The 20,913-nt window shown below is 33.0% G+C and carries 18 protein-coding genes and 1 riboswitch; of the genes, 3 read left to right on the top strand and 15 right to left on the bottom strand.

The features are described 5' to 3' along the window. Positions 1 to 8: 8 nt before the first annotated feature. The 4 genes from SD960_RS09175 to SD960_RS09160 form a co-directional block, all read right to left on the bottom strand. Positions 9 to 1,253 (bottom strand): sulfate adenylyltransferase subunit 1, encoded by a 1,245-nt coding sequence (locus tag SD960_RS09175; RefSeq protein WP_318802391.1) that lies wholly within the window; start codon positions 1,251 to 1,253, stop codon positions 9 to 11. 155 nt (positions 1,254 to 1,408) lie between these two features. Continuing rightward, positions 1,409 to 2,308, bottom strand: a complete 900-nt coding sequence (gene cysD, locus SD960_RS09170; RefSeq protein WP_318802390.1) for a sulfate adenylyltransferase subunit CysD — start codon at positions 2,306 to 2,308, stop codon at positions 1,409 to 1,411. A 167-nt stretch (positions 2,309 to 2,475) separates the two neighbouring features. Further along, the gene (locus SD960_RS09165) at positions 2,476 to 3,186 is read right to left on the bottom strand and encodes a phosphoadenylyl-sulfate reductase (protein ID WP_318802388.1); all 711 of its coding nucleotides are present in this window, start codon (positions 3,184 to 3,186) and stop codon (positions 2,476 to 2,478) included. A 26-nt stretch (positions 3,187 to 3,212) separates the two neighbouring features. Further along, positions 3,213 to 4,115 carry a sulfite exporter TauE/SafE family protein gene (locus tag SD960_RS09160; RefSeq protein ID WP_318802386.1) on the bottom strand — a complete coding sequence of 301 codons (903 nt, stop codon included), beginning with the start codon at positions 4,113 to 4,115 and terminating at the stop codon, positions 3,213 to 3,215. A 305-nt stretch (positions 4,116 to 4,420) separates the two neighbouring features. Between SD960_RS09160 and SD960_RS09155 the strand changes: the two genes are divergently transcribed. Further along, positions 4,421 to 5,203 carry a sulfite exporter TauE/SafE family protein gene (locus SD960_RS09155; RefSeq protein WP_318802385.1) on the top strand — a complete coding sequence of 261 codons (783 nt, stop codon included), beginning with the start codon at positions 4,421 to 4,423 and terminating at the stop codon, positions 5,201 to 5,203. Between the two features lie 378 nt (positions 5,204 to 5,581). On the opposite strand, the gene SD960_RS09150 is transcribed toward SD960_RS09155, so the two are convergent. From SD960_RS09150 to SD960_RS09100, 11 genes are all read right to left on the bottom strand, one after another. Then, positions 5,582 to 5,992, bottom strand: a complete 411-nt coding sequence (locus SD960_RS09150; protein ID WP_008466594.1) for an RrF2 family transcriptional regulator — start codon at positions 5,990 to 5,992, stop codon at positions 5,582 to 5,584. Positions 5,993 to 6,189: 197 nt separating this feature from the next. Further along, on the bottom strand, positions 6,190 to 6,699 hold the full coding sequence (locus SD960_RS09145; RefSeq protein ID WP_318802384.1) for an RDD family protein: 510 nt from the start codon (positions 6,697 to 6,699) through the stop codon (positions 6,190 to 6,192). A 199-nt stretch (positions 6,700 to 6,898) separates the two neighbouring features. Then, a complete protein-coding gene (locus SD960_RS09140) occupies positions 6,899 to 8,071 on the bottom strand; it encodes a trans-sulfuration enzyme family protein (RefSeq protein ID WP_318802382.1) in 1,173 nt (390 codons plus the stop codon). Between the two features lie 143 nt (positions 8,072 to 8,214). Beyond that, positions 8,215 to 8,640, bottom strand: a complete 426-nt coding sequence (locus SD960_RS09135; RefSeq protein WP_318802381.1) for an OsmC family protein — start codon at positions 8,638 to 8,640, stop codon at positions 8,215 to 8,217. Positions 8,641 to 8,690: 50 nt separating this feature from the next. Next, positions 8,691 to 9,407, bottom strand: coding sequence for a hypothetical protein (locus SD960_RS09130; RefSeq protein ID WP_318802380.1), 717 nt, complete (start codon positions 9,405 to 9,407; stop codon positions 8,691 to 8,693). A gap of 54 nt (positions 9,408 to 9,461) precedes the next feature. After that, positions 9,462 to 11,876: a bifunctional aspartate kinase/homoserine dehydrogenase I gene (thrA, locus tag SD960_RS09125; RefSeq protein WP_318802379.1), complete on the bottom strand. Its 2,415-nt coding sequence runs from the start codon at positions 11,874 to 11,876 to the stop codon at positions 9,462 to 9,464. A 1-nt stretch (position 11,877) separates the two neighbouring features. Beyond that, complete coding sequence (locus SD960_RS09120; protein ID WP_318802378.1) at positions 11,878 to 12,861, bottom strand: alpha/beta fold hydrolase; 984 nt, start codon at positions 12,859 to 12,861, stop codon at positions 11,878 to 11,880. Positions 12,862 to 12,940: 79 nt separating this feature from the next. Then, a riboswitch (SAM riboswitch) is annotated at positions 12,941 to 13,049 on the bottom strand. Positions 13,050 to 13,237: 188 nt separating this feature from the next. Continuing rightward, positions 13,238 to 13,438, bottom strand: coding sequence for a hypothetical protein (locus tag SD960_RS09115; RefSeq protein WP_042566154.1), 201 nt, complete (start codon positions 13,436 to 13,438; stop codon positions 13,238 to 13,240). Positions 13,439 to 14,063: 625 nt separating this feature from the next. After that, positions 14,064 to 15,152 carry an aspartate kinase gene (locus SD960_RS09110; protein WP_318802376.1) on the bottom strand — a complete coding sequence of 363 codons (1,089 nt, stop codon included), beginning with the start codon at positions 15,150 to 15,152 and terminating at the stop codon, positions 14,064 to 14,066. A 208-nt stretch (positions 15,153 to 15,360) separates the two neighbouring features. Beyond that, positions 15,361 to 16,665, bottom strand: a complete 1,305-nt coding sequence (locus SD960_RS09105; protein ID WP_318802375.1) for an O-acetylhomoserine aminocarboxypropyltransferase/cysteine synthase family protein — start codon at positions 16,663 to 16,665, stop codon at positions 15,361 to 15,363. Positions 16,666 to 16,770: 105 nt separating this feature from the next. Then, positions 16,771 to 16,956 (bottom strand): hypothetical protein, encoded by a 186-nt coding sequence (locus SD960_RS09100; protein ID WP_318802374.1) that lies wholly within the window; start codon positions 16,954 to 16,956, stop codon positions 16,771 to 16,773. 760 nt (positions 16,957 to 17,716) lie between these two features. On the opposite strand from SD960_RS09100, the gene metK reads away from it, so the two are divergent. Continuing rightward, on the top strand, positions 17,717 to 18,967 hold the full coding sequence (gene metK, locus SD960_RS09095) for a methionine adenosyltransferase (protein WP_318802372.1): 1,251 nt from the start codon (positions 17,717 to 17,719) through the stop codon (positions 18,965 to 18,967). A 159-nt stretch (positions 18,968 to 19,126) separates the two neighbouring features. Next, positions 19,127 to 20,911: a DUF4153 domain-containing protein gene (locus SD960_RS09090; protein ID WP_318802370.1), complete on the top strand. Its 1,785-nt coding sequence runs from the start codon at positions 19,127 to 19,129 to the stop codon at positions 20,909 to 20,911. The last annotated feature ends 2 nt before the right edge of the window (positions 20,912 to 20,913 follow it).

The raw sequence follows: 20,913 nt of genomic DNA, 5'->3' as shown, positions 1-20,913 counted from the left end.
ACTATCAACTATCTAATGAATCCTACTCCTGCTGTTGTGTTTGTTGCTGTATCAATTAAGATAAAAGCTCCGTTTGATTTGTTTTCGTTGTAAGCATCAAAATATAAAGGCTTGCTTAATTTGATGGTTACTTCTCCAATTTCGTTTATGGCCAATTGCGATGCTTCTTTTGTTCCTGAATAATCGGTTGAGATTGTATTTTTGATACTTTCTACTTTTGCCAAAACGGAATTTGTGTTGTGCTGTACGATATATTTTGTGCCCGCAACTAGTTTTTTACTGTCCATCCAGCAAACTGTTGTGGTGATTTCTTTTTCAATTTTTGGAAGTTCAGATGATTTTACAATCATGTCACCTCTCGTCACATTAATATCATTTTCTAATTCGATTGTGATAGATGAACCTGCAACAGCTTCATCAAATGTTTTATCAAAAAAGTGAATTTTTGAAACTTTAGATTCTGTTAAAGATGGAAGAACCGTAACGGCATCGCCAACTTTAATTGAATTTCCGTATAATTTTCCGGCGTAACCTCTAAAATCATGGTATTCTTCTGTTTTTGGACGAATAACGGTCTGAACCGGGAAACGTGCTTTTCCTGCTTCAAATACATCTGAAGAATGCAATCCTTCTAAATGTTCCAAAACTGTTTGACCATCATACCAAGTCATATTTTCTGATTTATCAACTACGTTTCCACCGTTGATTGCACTTAGCGGAATATAACTTACGTTTTGCTCTTTGAAAGTGCTTTTAGCATTTAATGCCTGGAAATCGGCTTTGATTTTATTGAAAACTTCTTCAGAATAATCAACCAAATCCATTTTATTAATTGCAACGATTACCTCTTTTACTCTCAATAAATTATTGATAAAAAAGTGACGATATGTTTGCTCAATTACTCCTTTTCTGGCGTCGATTAAAATAATAGAAACCTGAGAAGTCGAAGCTCCTGTAACCATGTTTCTCGTATATTCTACGTGACCCGGAGTATCGGCAATAATGTAACTTTTCTTTGCAGTCGAAAAATAAATATGCGCAACATCAATTGTAATTCCTTGTTCTCTTTCTGCTACCAATCCGTCAGTGGCCAAAGAAAAATCAAGATAATCGTACCCTTTTTGTTTACTGCTTTTTTCTATTGCTTCAATTTTATCTGTCGTCAATGATTTTGTATCGTACAATAATCTTCCAATTAAAGTACTTTTTCCGTCATCTACACTTCCTGCTGTTGCTATTTTTAAAACTTCCATTCTTGTAATTTTGTTTCAGGTTTAAATTTGTTTCAAGTTTCAGGTTGTTTCCCTTTGAACTAAAATTTAAATCTATATGTTTTTGTTTTTCTGATTTTGACTTTAATTACGTTCCGAATTGCATTAATAATTTACAATTCACAATTAATAATTAATTAAAAATACCCCTGTTGTTTTCTCTTTTCCATTGCGGCTTCAGAACGTTTGTCGTCGATTCTGGCTCCTCTTTCAGAAATGGTAGATTCTCTAATTTCACCTACAACTTCCTGAATTGTTGCTGCATAAGATTCAACAGCGGCTGTACAACTCATATCTCCAACGGTTCTGAAGCGAACAATTCGTTCTTCGATTTGTTCGTCTTCTTCTTGGTACACATAAGGAGAATGTGACCAGATTAAACCGTCTCTCAAAAAAACTTTTCTTTTATGTGAAAAATAGATTGATGGAATCTCGATGTGTTCTTTTTCGATATAACTCCAAACATCTAATTCTGTCCAGTTTGAAATTGGAAAAACACGAACGTTTTGACCATTTTCTATTTTTCCGTTCAAAATATCAAATAACTCAGGGCGTTGGTTTTTTTCATCCCATTGACCAAAATCGTCACGAACTGAAAAAATACGCTCTTTAGCTCTTGCTTTCTCTTCATCACGACGCGCGCCACCAATACAAGCATCAAACTTAAATTCTTCAATTGCATCTAAAAGTGTAATAGTCTGCAAGCTGTTTCTACTGGAATATTTTCCGGTTTCTTCAACCACTTTTCCTTCATCAATAGCATCCTGAACATTACGAACGATCAATTCTAATCCTAATTCTTCAACCAATTTATCTCTGAAAGCAATTGTTTCAGGGAAATTATGTCCGGTATCAACATGCAAAAGAGGAAACGGAATCTTTGCAGGAAAAAATGCTTTTTGCGCCAAACGCACTAATGTTATAGAATCTTTTCCTCCGGAGAAAAGTAAAACCGGTTTATCAAACTGTGAAATTACTTCTCTGAAAATGTATATTGCTTCACTCTCTAAAGCGTTTGTTTTTAATACTGAACTCATTTTATTTTGTTTAAAAAGTTTCAAGTTTCAGGTTTCAGGTTTTCCCTTATCTAAATCTCTCCGCTATATTTTATTCTATTATTTTGATTCTAATCTCAATCTCTTGCCTCTAGCTTCTTTTCTCTTTATTCTATTCTCTTTATTCTATTCTCTTTATTCTATTCTCTTTATTCTTTCTTCGCGCTATGCAAACCACATTCTTTATGGCTTGATTCCCACCACCATCTTCCGGCTCTGATGTCTTCTCCGGGAAAAATGGCTCTCGTACATGGTGCGCATCCTATGCTTACGAAACCTTGTTTGTGTAAAGCATTTTGAGGAACATTATTTTCTGTCAAATACGTTTCAACTTCTTCTAAAGTCCATTTTAGTAATGGATTGAATTTGATAATTTCGAAACCTCCGTCGTATTCAAACAAATTCAAATCTTGTCTGTTTTCCGATTGTTCTGCTCTTAAACCTGTTATCCAAACCGAATTTCCTGCCAAAGCTTTTCGTAGCGGAACTACTTTTCGAATAAAACAACATTCTTTTCTATTCTCAACCGAATCGTAAAAGCTGTTTGGTCCTTTTTGTTTCAGTAAATTTTCTACTGCTGTTGCTTCCGGAAAATAAACTTCAATTGGTCTTTTGTACTTTTTTAATGTTTTGTGAAAAACATCATAAGTTTCCTGAAATAGTCTTCCCGTATCCAGGGTGAAAATGGTAATGTCAGTATTACTTTTTGCAATAAAATCTGTAATTACCTGATCTTCCTGACCAAAAGAGGTCGAAAAAATCACTTTTCCCGGAAATTCATTTGCTAAAAAAGTTAATGTTTCGTCAAGCGAAAGATCCTTTGTTTTATCTAATAATGATTCTATAATTGTCGCACTCATATTCTCTTTCCTTCCTAAAAAATCGATTACAATAATTTAGATAATGTTTTTAAACTCAATAATATAATTAAAATTCCAACGGCAATCATCATTGGTTTTCTTTTGATTTTATTTACAAGATAAGCTCCAAGCGGTGCTGCAATTACACCTCCTAAAATCAAACCGATGATTACCTGCCAACCGTGGATTCCTCCAAAAAGCATGAACGTGATTCCGCTTGCAAATGAAACTGCAAACTCTGCTGCGTTTACCGAACCAATAGTGTAACGAGGATTTCTTCCTCTTCCTAACAATGTAGAAGTTACGATTGGCCCCCAGCCTCCACCGCCAACAGAATCCATAAAACCTCCAAAAGCTGCCAAAACGCTTAATTTTTTGGTTTTCTTTTTTATAATTGTTTTTTTTAGCGCTTTTTTTATAATAATTATCGCTAAAATTATCATGTAAACTGCAATAAAAGGCTTTATAACATCACCATTAATAACATCAGACAATAAATAAGCCCCCACTATTGATCCCAAAACTCCCGGAATCAACAAATGTTTTACCAACTTTTTATTGATATTCCCAAAACGGTGATGCGAAATTGCTGATGCTCCTGTCGTAAACATTTCTGCTACGTGAACTCCCGTACTACTCACTACCGGCGGTACTCCATAAGCCAATAAAAAAGAAGTTGAAGTTGCTCCGTAACCCATTCCTAATGTTCCGTCTACCAACTGAGCAAAAACACCAATAAAGAAAAAAACTAAAAATTCCTGATTAAATCCTGAAACAAAACCATTCCATGAAAAGTCAGCATAATGATTGTAGATCAAAGTACTTAACAACCCCACAAGCAAAACTACCGGTATGATAACCCATAATTTTTCTTTTATCGACGTATCAGACTTTACATCAACACTATTTATTTTCAGTTCTTTCTCCATATTTCTATGTTTCTTTTAAAAAATCTATTACCCTATCGGCTTACTAGATTACTTTGCAAAAATACTACTTATTTCTAAATATCAAAACAATATTTTTATTTTTTTAACCCCTTAATAATCCATTAATTACACTATAACGAAATATTTAAAGTTTCAACGGAATAATTTAACAAATAACAGCATAATTCAACTTATTTAAACAACAAATATTTACTAAACATTTGGTTTTTAAATACATTTTGAATGTCTACCATTTCCATAGGATAATTATAAAATTGTTGTTACTTTTACGCCAAATATTTATTATGGATTTTCAGATTGGTCTTGTAATTGCAGGTTTAGTGGTTGGTTTTGTTGTTGGATTAACAGGTGTTGGCGGAGGTTCTTTAATGACTCCGATTTTATTATGGTTTGGTATTCCGCCAACCACAGCAGTTGGTACCGATTTATTATATGCTTCTTTTACCAAAATGGGAGGTGTATTTGTCCATCATAAAAAAGGAAATATCAATTGGTCTATTACAGGCTGGCTTACACTTGGCAGTGTTCCTGCAGCTTTGCTTACACTTTGGATTTTAAATAGTATTAAAACCGATATTTCAACTATAAATGCTGTAATAAAGTACAGTTTGGGATGGGCACTTCTTTTTACATCAGTCGCTATTTTATTCAAAAAGAAACTTTTAGTATTTTCTCAAAAACATGCCGGAGATAAATTTCATAGTGAAAGTCATACACAAAACATGCTTACTATTGGAATTGGGGTTTTATTAGGCGCAACAGTAACGCTGACTTCTATTGGCGCTGGGGCTCTGGGTACGGTTACTTTATTTTTTCTTTATCCGCTTTTACCAACTCCTCGTTTGGTTGGAACCGAAATTGCGCATGCCGTTCCGTTAACGCTTGTTGCGGGAATTGGACACGCCTCTATGGGAAATCTTGATTTAGGATTATTAGGCCAATTATTAATGGGATCACTTCCCGGAATTTTTATAGGAAGTATGTTAAGTGGAAAAGTACCCGATTTATTGCTGAGAAATGCGATTGCGATAATGCTTTTTATTGCTGGATATAAGTTGATTTTTTAGAATAAAATTCCAATCCTGCAAAATTTTCAATACTTTGTAAATATGATTCTAATAGATATCTATTAGAATCAATGCTAAATGTCGTGGAGAAATATTACAGATTTATACATCCTAATTATTTTTAACACAGAGATCACAAAGGTTTTTCGCAGAGTTCACTAAGATTTAAGTTGTGTTTACACAAGCTAAGTACGCAAAGCTTTGCGAACTTTGTGTTTTTACTAAACTTAACATATTTAAAAAACTTTGCGTTCTCCGTGGTAATTTTTTTCTTTCTGTACAGGTTTCGTACTACTCCATATCTGCAAGGTTTCGAAAACCTTGCAGGACAAAAACAAAAAGACCTTTCCATTTACTGAAAAGGTCTTTTATATTTGACTAAAATGCAATATCTGCCAATGAATTACTTTCAAGAATTTTAAGCGTATTATCACGAACTTCGGTCATTAAACGTCTTGCAGCGCAGGTTGATTCATCATCACAATCGTCGCATCTTTCGTAAAAGTTATGACTCGCGCAAGGCAATAACGCAATAGGGCCTTCAAGAATTCGGTAGACTTTGGCCATGCTAATGTCTTTCGGATCTTTTATCAGATAATAACCTCCGCCTTTTCCTTTTTTTGCACCTAAAAAACCGGAGTTTCTGAGCAATAATAAAATACTTTCGAGAAATTTAATCGAAATATGTTCACTTTTGGCAATTTCGGCAATTTGCACAGGCTCGTTGTTTTCGCGTCTGGCCAAATAAGTTAAAGCTTTAATTCCGTATTTTGTTTTCTTTGAAAGCACGTGCGTCTATTTTAGATTGTTGAGTTTAGATTTTAGATTTCATAACGAAATCGCAAATCTTGATATTTAAACAACAAAAATATGCTTTTTATATGAGAATAATAACAGAACGAGATTTAAATTCTACTTAGCCTATCAAATTATCTCTTTGTCTTCTGTAATTCCATTTTATCTTCTAAATAGCTTTCCTTTCCTCCTTACGCTTGTAATTCCTGAACTCCAATTAAATTAAATTCATGAAATATTTTCACTTCTTCCTCTAATGCCTTTTTGTTCACGACATAAGTATCTGATAATGAATCATGCCATCCTCTTGCTGAGCTTCCTAAAAATGAAAGTCCGTCAAAAGGAATTATTCGGCATAAACTTCTTTTTACAATAGTTCCAAAATCAGGTTTCACACCATTTTCATCAACTACAATTGTACCTGTAATAAGTTTAGCCAAAGATCTTCCAAATAAACCTTCAGTAACTGTATAATAAATGATTGTAAAAACAACAAAAAGAAATCTGCCTTCTAAATCGCCAATGTTATTCATCCAGTTAACTAATCCGGTCAATCCTAAAAGAGTGCCAAAAAATGCCAGGAAAACAGCTAAAAGGAAAATTAATGCTAAAACAAAAATATTATCCAAAAGATAATTAAGAAACCTTTGTCCGCCGGAAACTAATAATTTGTCATCAATAATGTAAGTAGAGTTACTCATGGTTGGTTTGGTTTTAAGTTTATGATTATTAATAGATTTAAATTTTAATCCAAACAAAAATATACTTTTTATGCAAACAATTACAAAATAGAATAACGATTTTCAACTGTAAATAATTACAGCTAAAAATCGTTATTTATAATTTGCCTATGGAGATTTCCAGGATCTAAAATCAGAAATCTAAAGTCTAAAATCTAAATTAAGAAAGCGCCTGATCTAAATCGGCGATAATATCTTTTACAGTTTCCAAACCTACAGAAACACGCACTAATCCTTCTGTAATTCCTACTGCCAGCTTTTCTTCAACAGACAATTTACTGTGTGTTGTTGAGGCTGGATGCGTTACAATCGTTTTCACATCTCCAATGTTTGCCGAAAGTGAACATAATTTAATTTTATCTAAAAATTTTCTCCCTGCTTCGATTCCACCTTTAATTTCAATGGCAATGATATTACCACCTAAAAGCATTTGTTTTTTGGCAATCTCATACTTTGGATGCGATTTTAAAAAGGGATATTTCACACTTTGTACATTTGGGTGACTTTCTAAAAACTCTGCTACTTTCAAAGCATTTTCGCAATGTTTATCAACACGAACTGCCAGAGTTTCTAAGCTTTTTGACAAAACCCACGCATTAAATGGTGACATTGCCGGTCCTGTATTTCTTGAAAACAGGTATATTTTACGAATCAATTCAGCTTCTCCAACTGCAACTCCGCCTAAAACGCGTCCTTGACCATCGATTAATTTTGTTGCTGAATGAATAACTATATGAGCACCGTATTTGATAGGCTGCTGAATGTATGGCGTGGCAAAACAATTGTCGATTATTAAAATCAAATTATGCTTTTTTGCGATTTGACCCAATAATTCCAAATCTACTACATCGACACCCGGATTTGTTGGTGTTTCGGCATATAAAATTTTTGTATTTGGTTTGATGAAACTCTCTATTGTTTCTGGTTTATTAATATCAAAATAAGACGTTTCAATTTTCCATTTTGGAAAATAAGTCATAAACAACGCATGCGTAGACCCAAAAACACTTCCGGCAGATACAATGTGATCCCCTGATTCTAATAATCCTGCAAATGTAGAATAGATCGCTGCCATTCCGGTTGCAAAAGCATAACCAGCTTCGGCACCTTCCATTGCACATACTTTATCCACAAATTCTGTGGTATTTGGATTACTGAAGCGAGAGTAAATATTACGGACTTTTTCTTCTGTAAAAGACGCTCGCATATCTTCGGCATCCTCAAATACAAAACTTGATGATAAATACAATGGAGTAGAATGTTCCTGGAATTGTGTTTTTTCTAAATGTGTACGGATGGCTTGTGTTTCAAAACCAAATTCTTGTTCGTTCATTATGTTTGTTTTTTGTTTCATGTTTCAGGTTTCAAGTTCCTGCGATGCGCATAAAGCTTGATTTAAAACACAAACTAAATTGAGTAGTTATTTATTCGCCAATCTAAAAATTATCTAATTCTCTAATTGACTCATTTTCTAATTTATAGCGCTTCGTTGTTCAACACAACTTTGTATTTAATTGTTGCTGTTGGCTCAACTGTTTTGGCAACTGAGCAGTACTTCTCGAAAGAAAGCTGTGCAGCGCGTTGTGCTTTTTCTGGATTAATATCTCCTTCTAAATAAAAAACGACATTGATTTCTTTAAAAGGTTTTGCTTCGTCAACTTGCACGCGCTCGCCTTCGACCTCAGCATTAAAAGAAGTGATTTCCTGACGCTGTTTCTTTAAAATCGAAATCATATCAATAGCACTGCATCCTACCACTCCCATTAATACCAATTCCATCGGACTTGCACCTAAATCGCTTCCGCCAAATTCGGCTCTGCTGTCAACGTCAACTACATGACCTCTTTCATTTTTTAATTTGAAATGAAACGCGTCGTTTACTCTGTTTAAGGTTACTTTCATTTTTTTTGTTTGTTATTAACGAAATTTAAATTTTCGAATTTAAATACTCATTAGTTTTTAATCTTTTCAAAGACCATTCTTGTATTTTGTATTGCTATTGTGTCTCCTGCATTTAATAGGGCAAGAACATTTTTGTCAAATCCGTTATTCAAAACAAACCTTTGAGACTGTTCATAAATTTGCATGTTTTTTGATCTTATTGTTTTATAACTCATCGTATTAAAAGTCAACGCATTTAGATTTCCTGTAGCTACTACAGCTGCATATAAACTGGCTACAACAGTTGGAAAAGTACCAGGTATAGTGACTGTTTTATAGTATGGTTTATAATTTCCCATTTTAAAAACAAAATCATCTAAGACGCCTTGATTAATATCATAATACACTAAAGTATCTTTTGGGTAAAAATAAATTTCTTTTCCAACTTCTTTAACGGACAATTTTTGTTTTAAATATCCCCAATCGAATTCAACAGAATCTTTAGTTTTATAATTAATTAGACTCTCACTTTCAATACGTAATGACGGCCCTTTTGATTCAAAAAGACTTGGCTCTTTACCGCCATTTGTTATAAAACGTTTAATAACGTTTTCATCTTTGATCTCGCCGCTCTTTGTAAAAACCCTAACATTTTCCAAAATTTCATACTGCATCAATTTTAAAGTTGTAGGATAACTAAAAACATCTTCTGTTTCATTTTCATTATTATCACTACTACATGCTACTAAAAATAACATTAAAAATATTCCTAAAAAGAATTTATTCATATTGTGTTTGGGGCAATTAATTTTATTTCTGAATTACAATTTTATTTTTATTTCTTACCCTTTATCTGACAATCTCAAGATATCTCCAAATACTCCTCTTGCCGTTACAGCAGAACCTGCACCAGCTCCCTGAATAACAATTGGACGATCTCCGTAAGATTCTGTGTAAATTTCGAAGAAAGAATCAGAACCTTTTAATCCGCCCAGAGCAGTATCTGAAGGTACAGAAACTAATTTTACTTCCAGATTTCCTTTGTCGTTTTGTAAATCTCCAGACAATTCACCGATGTATCTTAATACGTGATTTGGCTTTTGATCTGCTTTTATTTTATCGTAAATTGGGTCGAATTCTTTTAGTTTCGTTAAGAAATCTGACACATTCCCATCACGTAAATGTTCCGGAATTAAATTCTGAATTGAGATTTCTTCAAACTCATTTTGCAAGTCTAATTCTCTGGCTAAAATCAATAATTTTCTTCCCACATCATTTCCGCATAAATCCTCACGCGGGTCTGGTTCTGTATATCCATTGTCGATTGCTTCTTTTAAAATTTCGCTAAACGGAACATCTTTCGCAGAAAAATTATTGAATAAATAACTCAACGTTCCCGAGAAAACTCCTTTTATCTTCGTGATGTTTTCACCAGAAAGGTGTAATAATTTTATGGTATCAATTAATGGTAAACCTGCACCAACATTGGTTTCGTACAAATAATTCTTTTGGTTTTCTGCCAATGCTTTTCTCAATTCTTTATAAAAACCATAGCTTAATGTATTGGCTACTTTATTCGAAGAAATCAAATCAAAACTGCTTTCTATAAACGGAATATAATTTTCTACGAATGAAGCACTCGCCGTATTATCAATCGCAATTAGGTTTTCTAAATGATGCTGATTTGCGTAAGCGATTATATCTTCAATTGTATACGGAAGACCTTCTTTTTCAATGTCTGTTTTCCAGTTTGAAGTTACGCCATTTTTATTTAAAAGTAATTTTTTAGAATTGGCAATTGCAAAAACATTCAATCGAACATCTTTTCTTTTTTCGATGGCTGAAGCCGATTCTAAAATCTGATTGATTAAAGTTCCTCCAACTAAACCGTGACCGATAATCGCAATATTGATTTTTTTAGAAACTCCAAAAATCTCACCGTGTATTACGTTTAAAGCTTTATTCAGCTCCGATTTTTTAACAACCAAACTCACGTTTTTACCCGTTACGGTGTTGTTAAACAATATCGGAACAATTTTATTTTTAATTAATGCCGTGTAAGGCTTATGGAAAGTGCTCAAATCCTGACCAATAATTGAAATTACAGATACATTATCTGTTACTGTTATCTGATTTACATCTTTAGAATAAAAGTCGTTTTCGAACTCTTTCTCTAATTCGACCATTGCTAATGTTGCTTTATCAGTAGCCACCACAAGCCCAATTCCTCTTTCTGAAGAACCTTGTGAAATGATACTTACGCTAATATTGTGATCGCCCATTACTTTAAAAATTCGGGCGTCAACACCGGCTTTTCCAAGTAATCCGCGTCCTTCAAGATTTACAAGAGAAACATTCTCTAAAACAGAAAGTGTTTTGATTCCTTCTTTTGCAGAATCTGAAGTAATTAAAGTTCCGCGATTTTCGTGATTAAATGTATTTAAAATACGAAGCGGAATATTTTTTTCCAATAATGGAATAATTGTTTTTGCGTGTAAAATTGTTGCTCCAAAATTGGCTAATTCGTTTGCTTCATTAAATGATAGAAATTCGATTTTTTTAGCATCGGCAACCAAATCAGGATTTGCTGTGTAAATTCCGTCAACGTGTGTAAAGTTTTGTAACTCTTCGGCATTCAAATAATTAGCAATTAACGAAGCAGTATAATTACTACCGTTTCTTCCTAAAGTTGTCGTGTCGTTATTGTTGTTTGAACCAATAAAACCGGTTACAATATTTACGGTTGAACCGTTATGTTCTTTAAAATAATTGACAACATTTTTCTTCGAAAGTTGTTCCAGAGGCTGAGCATCACCAAATTTAGAATCGGTTTTTAGTAATTCTCTTGCGTCAACAAAATTAGCCGGAATTCCTTTTTCTTTTAAAATCGAGGTCAATAATTTAGCCGAAAGCAATTCGCCTTTTGACAAAATCTGATCTTTAATTTTGTTGCTGTAATCTCCAATTAAGCTTACACCTTCAAAAAGTTTTTCTAAAATGGTAAACTCTTCAGATAAATCAACTTGTGGATAATCTGAAATTTGATAGATTTTAAAGTTTTCGAATAATGGTTTATAATTTCCGTTTTTGGCAGCAATTTTTAAAATATATTCTAATTCATCTGTAGCATTTCCGCGGGCAGAAACTACAACGGCAATTTGTTCGCCCTGATTTACTTTATCTGAAATAATTGAGACCACTTTGTTAAGTCCTTCTCCGTTTGATAATGATTTACCTCCAAATTTTAATACTTTCATTTTATTTTGCTATTGTTTCTGCCTTAAAAATATCGGCAAGTAAATGATCTAATTGTTTGTACTCGATTAAAAAAGCGTCATGTCCGTGAACAGAATCTATTTCGTTATAAAAAACATTGTCTTTGAACTTTTTTAATTCCTGATAAGTTTCTCTGTTTTCTTTTGCCGTAAAAAACAAGTCAGAATTAATTCCGATAATGTGAATTGTGGCGTTTGTTTTTGATATTAAGGTTTCGAAACTCTCACTATTTCGAGTAATATCTATGGTTTTAAGCAACTGGTTCATTAATTTATAAGAAGCCAATTGATATCTTTTTTGCAATTTATCTCCGTGATGTGCCAGCCAGCTTTCTATGTTAAAAACAGAAAGATTTGGGTTTGTCGTACGTTGAAATTTTTCCTTGAATGATTCCGGAGATCTGTAACACAACATGGCATGAATCCTGGCATCTTCAATTGGTTTTGATGAATTGTTCAGGATTTGTTCTTGTAAAAAGCAATTGGCAATCATCCAGTCTGTCGATTTCCAGTCGGTTGCAATTGGAATTAAGTTTTGAGTTATGTTTGGTTTTAAAGCCAGCATTTCCCAGGCAATTCCACCGCCAACAGAACCGCCAATGATTGTATGAACCTGAGTTATATTTAAGGCATCAAGTCCGTCAAGAAAAATTCTGGCAATATCCCTTGTTGTAAAATCCTGGTAATTTTCGATGATAAAAGAATCGGTCCCGTTACCCGGAACATTGAATGCCAAAACGGTAAATCTATCTGTATCGATTGTTTTTCTCTGACCAATTAAATCATTCCACCAGCCATTTTCGCCTGTAACCTGAGCATTTCCGGTCAAAGCGTGATTGACCAAAACAATAGGCGCGCTATGTAATGGCAAACCGAATACGGTAAAACTTAAGGGTAACGAATGATAAAGTGCACCATTTTCGGTGGTGAAATTTTGTATGCTAATGGGGTTTGGTATATTTTCCAATTTCAAATCTGTTGTATTATTGATTTGTATCTGGAAATATTAGAAAGAAAAAACTAGTATGAAACTAGAAAAATTCTTGTTGTTATCTTTCCACGTTTGGGCGTGGTAGAATGCAGCACCTTCTTCGCTTTACCGAAGGGTTGCTAAGGATTCATCGGGTCTAATCCCTCGTCCTTTCTTTATAACATTTCAATACGTTTTTGAACTTAAAGGTGCAAATTAACTACTAATTTCTTAAACAAACAAATTTTATCGAAACTGATTGCTCAATTTCTTAAACATAATTCAAACTAAAACTATTGTACGCAAAAAATTACCGAACTATTGGCCCAGTAAATTTAAGCAGGTCTTCCCCTATTTTATGATGCTTTTTGATTTAGATAAAAAGCGTTTCATTTTCTTTTGAGTACATCAAAAACAATAAAGAGTTTGGTTCTTTTTTCTCTTCTTTTTTGTCTGTTTCAGTTATTCCGAACCTTGGATGGATTAATTCATTTTTTGGCGGCGGCGGATTGTTTCTTTTAGTCCTGTTTTTCAATGTTGAAAATGTTTTTGCGATGTAGTTCAATGTACTCATGATATTAAGTTTTAGTTTGTTGTGTTTTATTATGTTTACTATTCGTTTATTATTTTGTTAAGAAGCTAAATGAAATAAAAAAACCCTTTTGGATCGGGATACCAAAAGGGTTTAAGTTTTTCAAACTCATATATTCTTTTAGTATCAACAGACGCGTACGCAAATAAATGCGACAGAGAACATCTTGTTCATCTGTAGGGATTTATTCATCTGTGATTTATTTATTATTTTAAATTCTTGCATTTTCTTATAAAATTAAAAAGCCTCCAAAAAAATTATCGGGAGGCTTTTGCATATGTTTTTATTGTTTTCTTACAATTTAAGCAAAAGACTTCCCAACGGTTTTAACCGAAATGGCGCAAAACATTTTATAGACATTTAAGTTCATTGATTCAGTAGCTTTTGGGTTTAACAAATATGGCAATATTATTTTAATTACGCAAATAAAAAACAATAAATTAATACGAAAATCCGACAAAAAACCACTTTTTTTCGATATAAAACATCTTACAAAACTTTTGTTATACAAAACAGAAGTAAAAACTTACAAATAATTAGTTTGCACCTTATTATTTCCACAAATCAGTTTATCAAAGAACTTTTCAAATCAATTTTTTAATTTGACTTAAAGCCAAACTGCTTCCTTATTTTTAATTTTTTCGGCAACTTTTAAGATATCAGTTATAATTCCTCTTGAAATTGCCTGCTTACAAGCCGAAGCACTTTGGATTACAATTGGAACATCGGCATACGATTGTGTGTAGATTTCAAAAATAGTATCAGAACCTTTTAATTGTCCAATTGCTGATGCTGCAGATTCTGAAACCAATTTTACTTCCAATGTATTTTTCTCGATATCAAATTCACCAACGTATCTTAAAACATGATTATCGGCTTGGGTTATTTTTGAAATTTTAAAATATCGGTCAATTGCTTCTTTATTCAGAATTCCGTTTTTTTCTAAATGTTCTTCTTTAATAAGCGAATTGATTTTAATGTCTGAAAGTTCAAAATCCTTTCCAATTTCTCTGGTTAGAATCAGCAGTTTTTTTGCCGTATCATTTCCTGACAAATCTTCTTTAAAGGTCGAACGCATCAATCCTAATAAACTGGCATCTTTTAAAACGGAAGAAAAAGAAACATCTTCATTAGAAAATCGATTAAAAACATAACTCAGATTATCTGAGAAAACGCCCCGAATTTTAGTTATTTTTTCTCCTGAAGAATACAAATCTCTCAAAGTCTGCAAAACCGGGAATCCCGTATCAACTGATGTTTCGTACAAAAACTCTTTATCGTACTTTTTAAGATTTTCCCTTATTTCTTTATAAAGATCAAGCGGAAGCGTATTTGCCTTTTTATTTACCGCGACAATATTAAATCCGTTTTGAATCAATGTATTATAATGACTTATCAATTCGTCGCTCGCCGTGGCATCTACAGCAATCAAATTTTCAAATTCGTTTTCTTTGGCAAATTCTATGATATCTTGTACTTTAAACGGAACAGCCAATTGCACAAAATTGGTTTCCCAGGCATATCCAACACCTTCTTTCTCGAAAAAAGCAACAGTAGAATTGGTGATTATCGGAAAATGAAAATCGATATTTTTGCTTTGCAGAAAAAACTCCTGACTTTCAATTATCTGATTAATCAAAGTGCTTCCGATATTTCCAATTCCGAAAAGGATAATATTTATTTTAAGCTTTGACATAATTTTAATTATTAGGGTTAATTAATTTTGAACCATATAAGTCATATAAGTTCATTTAATATTACAGACTTTACAATTTAAGACGCACTGCTGTGCGTCTCTACTAAAATCAACTTATATGACTTATATGGTTTAAAAACTATAAAAAATCACCTTTAGCAAAAACTCACTCGCTAAAGGCAATTTTTCAAACAAAAAACAAAAAAACCTAATTTTTATTGATGCTGTATTGCGATTGCGTTACGCTTGCAAATACAGTTTCTAAGTCTGCGATTAAATCTTCGATATCTTCAATTCCAACAGAAAGTCTGATCAAATCTTTTGAAACTCCCGTTTCAAGTTGTTCATCATCTGTAAGTTGTTGGTGTGTTGTACTTGCCGGATGAATAATTAGTGATTTTGTATCACCAATATTGGCCAGCAATGAGAATAATTTTGTTTGATCTACTACTTTTTTAGCCGCTTCAAAACCTCCTTTTAATCCAAAAGTGATAATACCACTTTGTCCTTCCGGAAGATATTGTTGGGCTAAATCGTAATATTTATTGTTTTTCAGACCCGGATAATTTACCCAAACCACCTCATCTTGTTTCTCTAACCATTCGGCAAGAGCCAAAGCATTTTCGCTGTGTTTCTTAATTCGGATTGGCAATGTTTCTAATCCCTGAATAATCTGAAAAGCATTAAACGGACTCAAAGCAGATCCAAAATCACGCAATCCTTCAATTCTTGCTTTTGCAATAAAAGCAGCATTTCCAAGAGCTTCGTGATACACTAATCCGTGATATCCGGCAGAAGGCTCTGTAAACTCAGGGAATTTTCCGTTAGACCAGTCAAAAGTTCCGGCATCGATAATCGCGCCTCCTAATGAAGTTCCGTTTCCGGCTATATATTTGGTTAAAGAGTGAATTACAATATTCGCTCCGTGTTCAATTGGCTTTAATAAATAAGAAGTCGCGACAGTATTATCTACAATAAAAGGCACTTTAAATTTTTTGGCTTCCGCCGAAATTGCTTTCAAATCCAGAACATCTAATTTTGGATTTCCTAACGATTCTACGAAAAAAGCCCTTGTATTTTCTTTTGCCGCTTTGGTAAAATTTTCTGCTTTTGCAGGATCTACAAATGTTGTTGTGATTCCTAAACGGGGCAAAGTCACTTTTAATAAATTATAAGTTCCGCCGTATAAACTATTTGAAGCCACAATGTGATCTCCGGCTTTTAGCAAAGTCAGGAAAGTTGTCGCAATTGCCGATGCTCCGGAAGCTGTAACTACGGCTGCAATTCCGCCCTCAAGCGCTGCTAAACGTTGTTCCAGAACATCATTTGTTGGATTATTTAATCTGGTATAAATAAATCCTGCTTCAGCAAGGCCAAATAAATTAGCTGCGTGATCAGCATTATTAAATACGTATGACGATGTTTGATAAATTGGCACCGCTCTTGTGCTTCCGTTTTTAGTTACGTCGTGTCCTGCGTGTAGTGCGTTTGTTGCGAATTTTTGTGTGCTCATGATTTCTTAGTTTTTAAATATTGTTAAATAGATTTATATTGTAATTGATATTGATATTGATATTGATTTTTGATATTGAATTTTGATATTGCAATTGAAATAGATTTAAACAAAATCTTCCTCTTCTTCAAGATCATACATTTGAAACAATAAGGATTTTTGACTTTTCATATATTGTTCCGGATTGTATTGTAGAGCTTTATTGGTTGTTTCTTCAGCATTATTACTTTTTTGAGAATCTGATCTTAATAAGTATTGAAATGCGATTGTATTGATATCTAGTGTGTTCATGATTTTTAATTTTAATTGTTGGAAATAAAAAAGCCCTTTCGGATGGCTTACCAAAAGGGCTTATAGTTGAAACTATAACAAAGATTTTATCTTTCACTTTCGGCAATAGCAAGTCTGGATGCACATCGGCATCTTACAACACATCATCATTTTATTTACTATTGAATTCATTTCTTTTATTTTTTTATTTTTCACCATATAAGTGATATAAGTTCATTTTATTATTCTGTTAAATCTTAACTTAAAATTTCTTATATGTCTTATATGGTTTAAATTTTTATTCGATTTTGATCAAAAAAAAACCTCTGCAATTTGCAGAGGTCTTATTGTTATTTTTAGATTTAGATACTAAACAATAGTGCACTCTGCGGAAGTTTCCGACATCATGCAACACATATTTTTAATAACTAAATTCATTTTGTTCTTGTTTTGTTTGGCAAATGTGAGAACTTTTTTTCAATCCACCAAACAAAAAATTAATTTATTTTCCATTACCCTATCAAATTAGTATGATATGTTAAATTTCTGCTTATAAAAAGAAAAAATGTTCAACTTTAATTTGCAAATCAAAATGGTTTTGTACTTTTGCACCCGAATACAGAGGAAAAATTTGAACTGATTGCAACCTCTTCATAATGAAACGGTTCGTTATGAATACTGAAAGATTGATTTCAGTAGTAAAAAATGCTAAAGCAGGAACCCTCCTTTAGTCTTTTTCAGCAATTATTTTCCTCGCTTAATTTTAATTTAATAAATTATTATGGCTTATTTATTTACGTCAGAATCTGTTAGTGAAGGGCATCCAGACAAAGTTGCAGATCAAATTTCGGATGCATTAATTGATAACTTCTTAGCATTTGATGCTGATTCAAAAGTAGCATGTGAGACTTTAGTTACAACTGGTCAGGTAATTTTGGCCGGTGAAGTAAAATCGAATACTTATCTTGATGTGCAGCAAATCGCTCGTGAAGTAATCCGTAAAATTGGATATACAAAAAGCGAGTATATGTTTGAGGCAAATTCTTGTGGAATTTTATCAGCAATTCACGAACAATCTGCTGATATTAATCAAGGTGTAGACAGAGCTAAGCCAGAAGAACAAGGTGCAGGAGATCAGGGAATGATGTTTGGTTACGCAACTAACGAAACTGAAAACTACATGCCGTTGGCACTTGATTTATCTCATAAATTATTACAGGAGTTGGCTATTTTAAGACGTGAAAATAATGAAATCACTTATTTACGTCCGGATGCTAAATCTCAGGTAACTTTAGAATACAGCGACGATAACAAACCAACTCGTATTGATGCGATTGTAATCTCAACGCAACACGATGATTTTGATGAAGAAGCTACAATGCTTGCTAAAATCAAAAAAGATATTATCGAAATTTTGATTCCTAGAATTATTGCTAAAAATCCAGCTCACGCTCATTTATTTAATGATAAAATCAACTACCATATTAACCCAACAGGAAAATTCGTAATTGGAGGGCCTCACGGAGATACTGGTTTAACAGGAAGAAAAATCATTGTTGACACATACGGTGGAAAAGGAGCTCATGGTGGTGGTGCTTTTTCTGGAAAAGACCCAAGTAAAGTTGATAGAAGTGCTGCTTATGCTACACGTCATATCGCTAAAAACTTAGTAGCTGCAGGTGTTGCTGACGAAATTCTTGTACAGGTTTCTTACGCAATTGGAGTTGCTGAGCCAATGGGAATCTTCATCGAAACTTACGGAACTTCTAAAGTAAATTTAACTAACGGTGAAATTGCTAAAAAAGTGGAAGAACTTTTTGATATGCGTCCTTACTTTATCGAACAACGTTTAAAATTAAGAAACCCTATTTATAGCGAAACTGCTGCTTACGGACATATGGGACGTAAACCAGAGGTTGTTACTAAAACTTTTGCTGCTCCGGGCGGGCATTCAAAAACTGTAACTGTTGAGTTGTTTACCTGGGAAAAACTTGATTTTGTAGACAAGGTAAAAGCTGCATTCGGACTTTAATTGTTAATTCAAACGGTTATTAATTCTTAGACTTCATAGTCCATTTCTTTTTAATCTTACTTATATTACCCCGATTTCTATTCGTTTAGAGATCGGGGTTTTTATTTGGTTATTAGTTTGCATTTGCTTTTCTTTAGTGTGAAATTAACCCAACCAAAAATGAGCAGACTTCCTTCGTTACAAAACGTATTTAACGCAATACAAAAAACAATTCTTAGATTTCCTCTGGAAATAATTGCCGCTATTTCCGGAACTATTTTTGCCATCATTCTTAACGAAATAGATTACAATAATCCCAATAGAGAGTTTTACCAAAAAGCCATAATGAGTTCTTCATTATGTTTGGTTCTTTTTCTTTCTGTTAGTTTATTTTTTCTTAGTTCGAACAAAAATAAAATCCTGCGCTTTATTAGCAGCATAATACTTGGATTGTTAATTGTCGCTTTTGTTTTTAGTTTTAAAGATGACATAACCGAAACAGAATTTCAGCAGTTTTTTGTTCTCAATATTGCTTTGCACCTTTTGGTTTCCTTTGCCGGATTTTTACCAAAAAAGTACAATCAGGATGAATTTTGGGAATTTAACAAACAGCTTTTCCTCAGAATTCTAACTTCGGGATTGTATAGCGTTGTGCTTTATTGTGGTTTGGCTTTGGCTATTTTAGCGGTCGAAAAACTATTTAAATTTGATTTTTACGATAATATTTACCTTTATATATTTCTTGTCATTGCGGGAATATTCAATACGATTTTCTTTTTAAGCGGAGTTCCCGAGATTGATTCTGATGAAATTCCGCTTCAATTAAATTATCCTAAAGGACTTAAAAATTTCACGCAATATGTTTTATTGCCTCTGATAACGCTTTATCTGGTAATTTTAATTTGTTATGAAGCCAAAATTCTTATTACGCTTTCATTACCTGTAGGTTGGGTTTCTTACCTTGTTTTGGCATTTGCCATTACCGGAATTCTTTCGTTTTTACTCGTTCACCCCATTGCAAATGAAAGCGGAAATCTTTGGATGCGAACTTATAATCGCTGGTTTTACTTTTTATTAATTCCGCTATTGGCATTATTATTCTGGGCTATTTTATACCGAATTAATCTTTACGGATTTACACACGAACGTTATTATGTTTTATTGTTATCAATTTGGCTTGCCGTTGTTGTGGCTTATTTTTTAATTCAAAAACATCCAAAAATAAAATTCATTCCTATAAGTATGTGTATCGCCGGATTGTTTTCGATTGTGGGTCCGCAAAGTGCCAATTCTGTTTCAAAATACAGTCAGTTATCACGTTTTGAAAATTACATGCAAAAGGATAAAAAAACAAAACTGACTTTTGAAGAAGAACAGGAATTGAGCAGCATTGTTTATTTTTTGGATAGGAATTATGGTTTTGAAGTTCTGTTGCCGTACGCTGACAAAAAATTAGACGCCCTTTATAAAAAAGACAAAGATCCGGGTTCACATCAAATTATGGAAAGTTTAGGTTTTGAATATCGTTCTGAATATGATAGAAAAGACGATGTAAACGATTCTTTTAGCTATTATTTTTATGAAAGAAATGATAATGCCATTGAAAATATTCATGGATATGATTTTAGTTTCACAATCTACAACAGCATCTCTTTTGATTGTAAAGATTGTATCACTATTGACAATATGGCTTATTCCCTATTTTCAGAACAAAAAAAATACGATCGTAATTTAAAAATCAATGAGGATATTATTCCATTAAAAATAGATGATTTTGTCAATTCAAATTCCAACTTTAAGAGTAGAAATAATAGCGATAATTCGGCCGTAAAAATTAATCAAAAGGTAGAAACCTCAAAATACAACATTTTGCTAACGTATATTAGCGCAAATGGTAAGATCGAAAACAACAAAAAGATCTTAGAAAACTACCAGATAAAAGTAATGGTTGGTATTAAAAAATAAAA

It is taken from the genome of Flavobacterium sp. MMLR14_040, assembly GCF_033657265.1.
Lineage (GTDB): Bacteria > Bacteroidota > Bacteroidia > Flavobacteriales > Flavobacteriaceae > Flavobacterium.
This window is presented reverse-complemented; position numbering and strand designations above follow the sequence as displayed.

Coding starts and splice junctions, on each gene's coding strand:
- SD960_RS09165 (WP_318802388.1), bottom strand. CDS start 3,186: ATGAGTGCGACAATTATAGAATCATTATTAGATAAAACAAAGGATCTT.
- SD960_RS09140 (WP_318802382.1), bottom strand. CDS start 8,071: ATGAACGAACAAGAATTTGGTTTTGAAACACAAGCCATCCGTACACAT.
- thrA (WP_318802379.1), bottom strand. CDS start 11,876: ATGAAAGTATTAAAATTTGGAGGTAAATCATTATCAAACGGAGAAGGA.
- SD960_RS09155 (WP_318802385.1), top strand. CDS start 4,421: ATGGATTTTCAGATTGGTCTTGTAATTGCAGGTTTAGTGGTTGGTTTT.
- SD960_RS09160 (WP_318802386.1), bottom strand. CDS start 4,115: ATGGAGAAAGAACTGAAAATAAATAGTGTTGATGTAAAGTCTGATACG.
- SD960_RS09100 (WP_318802374.1), bottom strand. CDS start 16,956: ATGAACACACTAGATATCAATACAATCGCATTTCAATACTTATTAAGA.
- SD960_RS09090 (WP_318802370.1), top strand. CDS start 19,127: ATGAGCAGACTTCCTTCGTTACAAAACGTATTTAACGCAATACAAAAA.
- SD960_RS09175 (WP_318802391.1), bottom strand. CDS start 1,253: ATGGAAGTTTTAAAAATAGCAACAGCAGGAAGTGTAGATGACGGAAAA.
- SD960_RS09105 (WP_318802375.1), bottom strand. CDS start 16,665: ATGAGCACACAAAAATTCGCAACAAACGCACTACACGCAGGACACGAC.
- SD960_RS09115 (WP_042566154.1), bottom strand. CDS start 13,438: ATGAGTACATTGAACTACATCGCAAAAACATTTTCAACATTGAAAAAC.
- SD960_RS09135 (WP_318802381.1), bottom strand. CDS start 8,640: ATGAAAGTAACCTTAAACAGAGTAAACGACGCGTTTCATTTCAAATTA.
- SD960_RS09130 (WP_318802380.1), bottom strand. CDS start 9,407: ATGAATAAATTCTTTTTAGGAATATTTTTAATGTTATTTTTAGTAGCA.
- metK (WP_318802372.1), top strand. CDS start 17,717: ATGGCTTATTTATTTACGTCAGAATCTGTTAGTGAAGGGCATCCAGAC.
- cysD (WP_318802390.1), bottom strand. CDS start 2,308: ATGAGTTCAGTATTAAAAACAAACGCTTTAGAGAGTGAAGCAATATAC.
- SD960_RS09110 (WP_318802376.1), bottom strand. CDS start 15,152: ATGTCAAAGCTTAAAATAAATATTATCCTTTTCGGAATTGGAAATATC.
- SD960_RS09145 (WP_318802384.1), bottom strand. CDS start 6,699: ATGAGTAACTCTACTTACATTATTGATGACAAATTATTAGTTTCCGGC.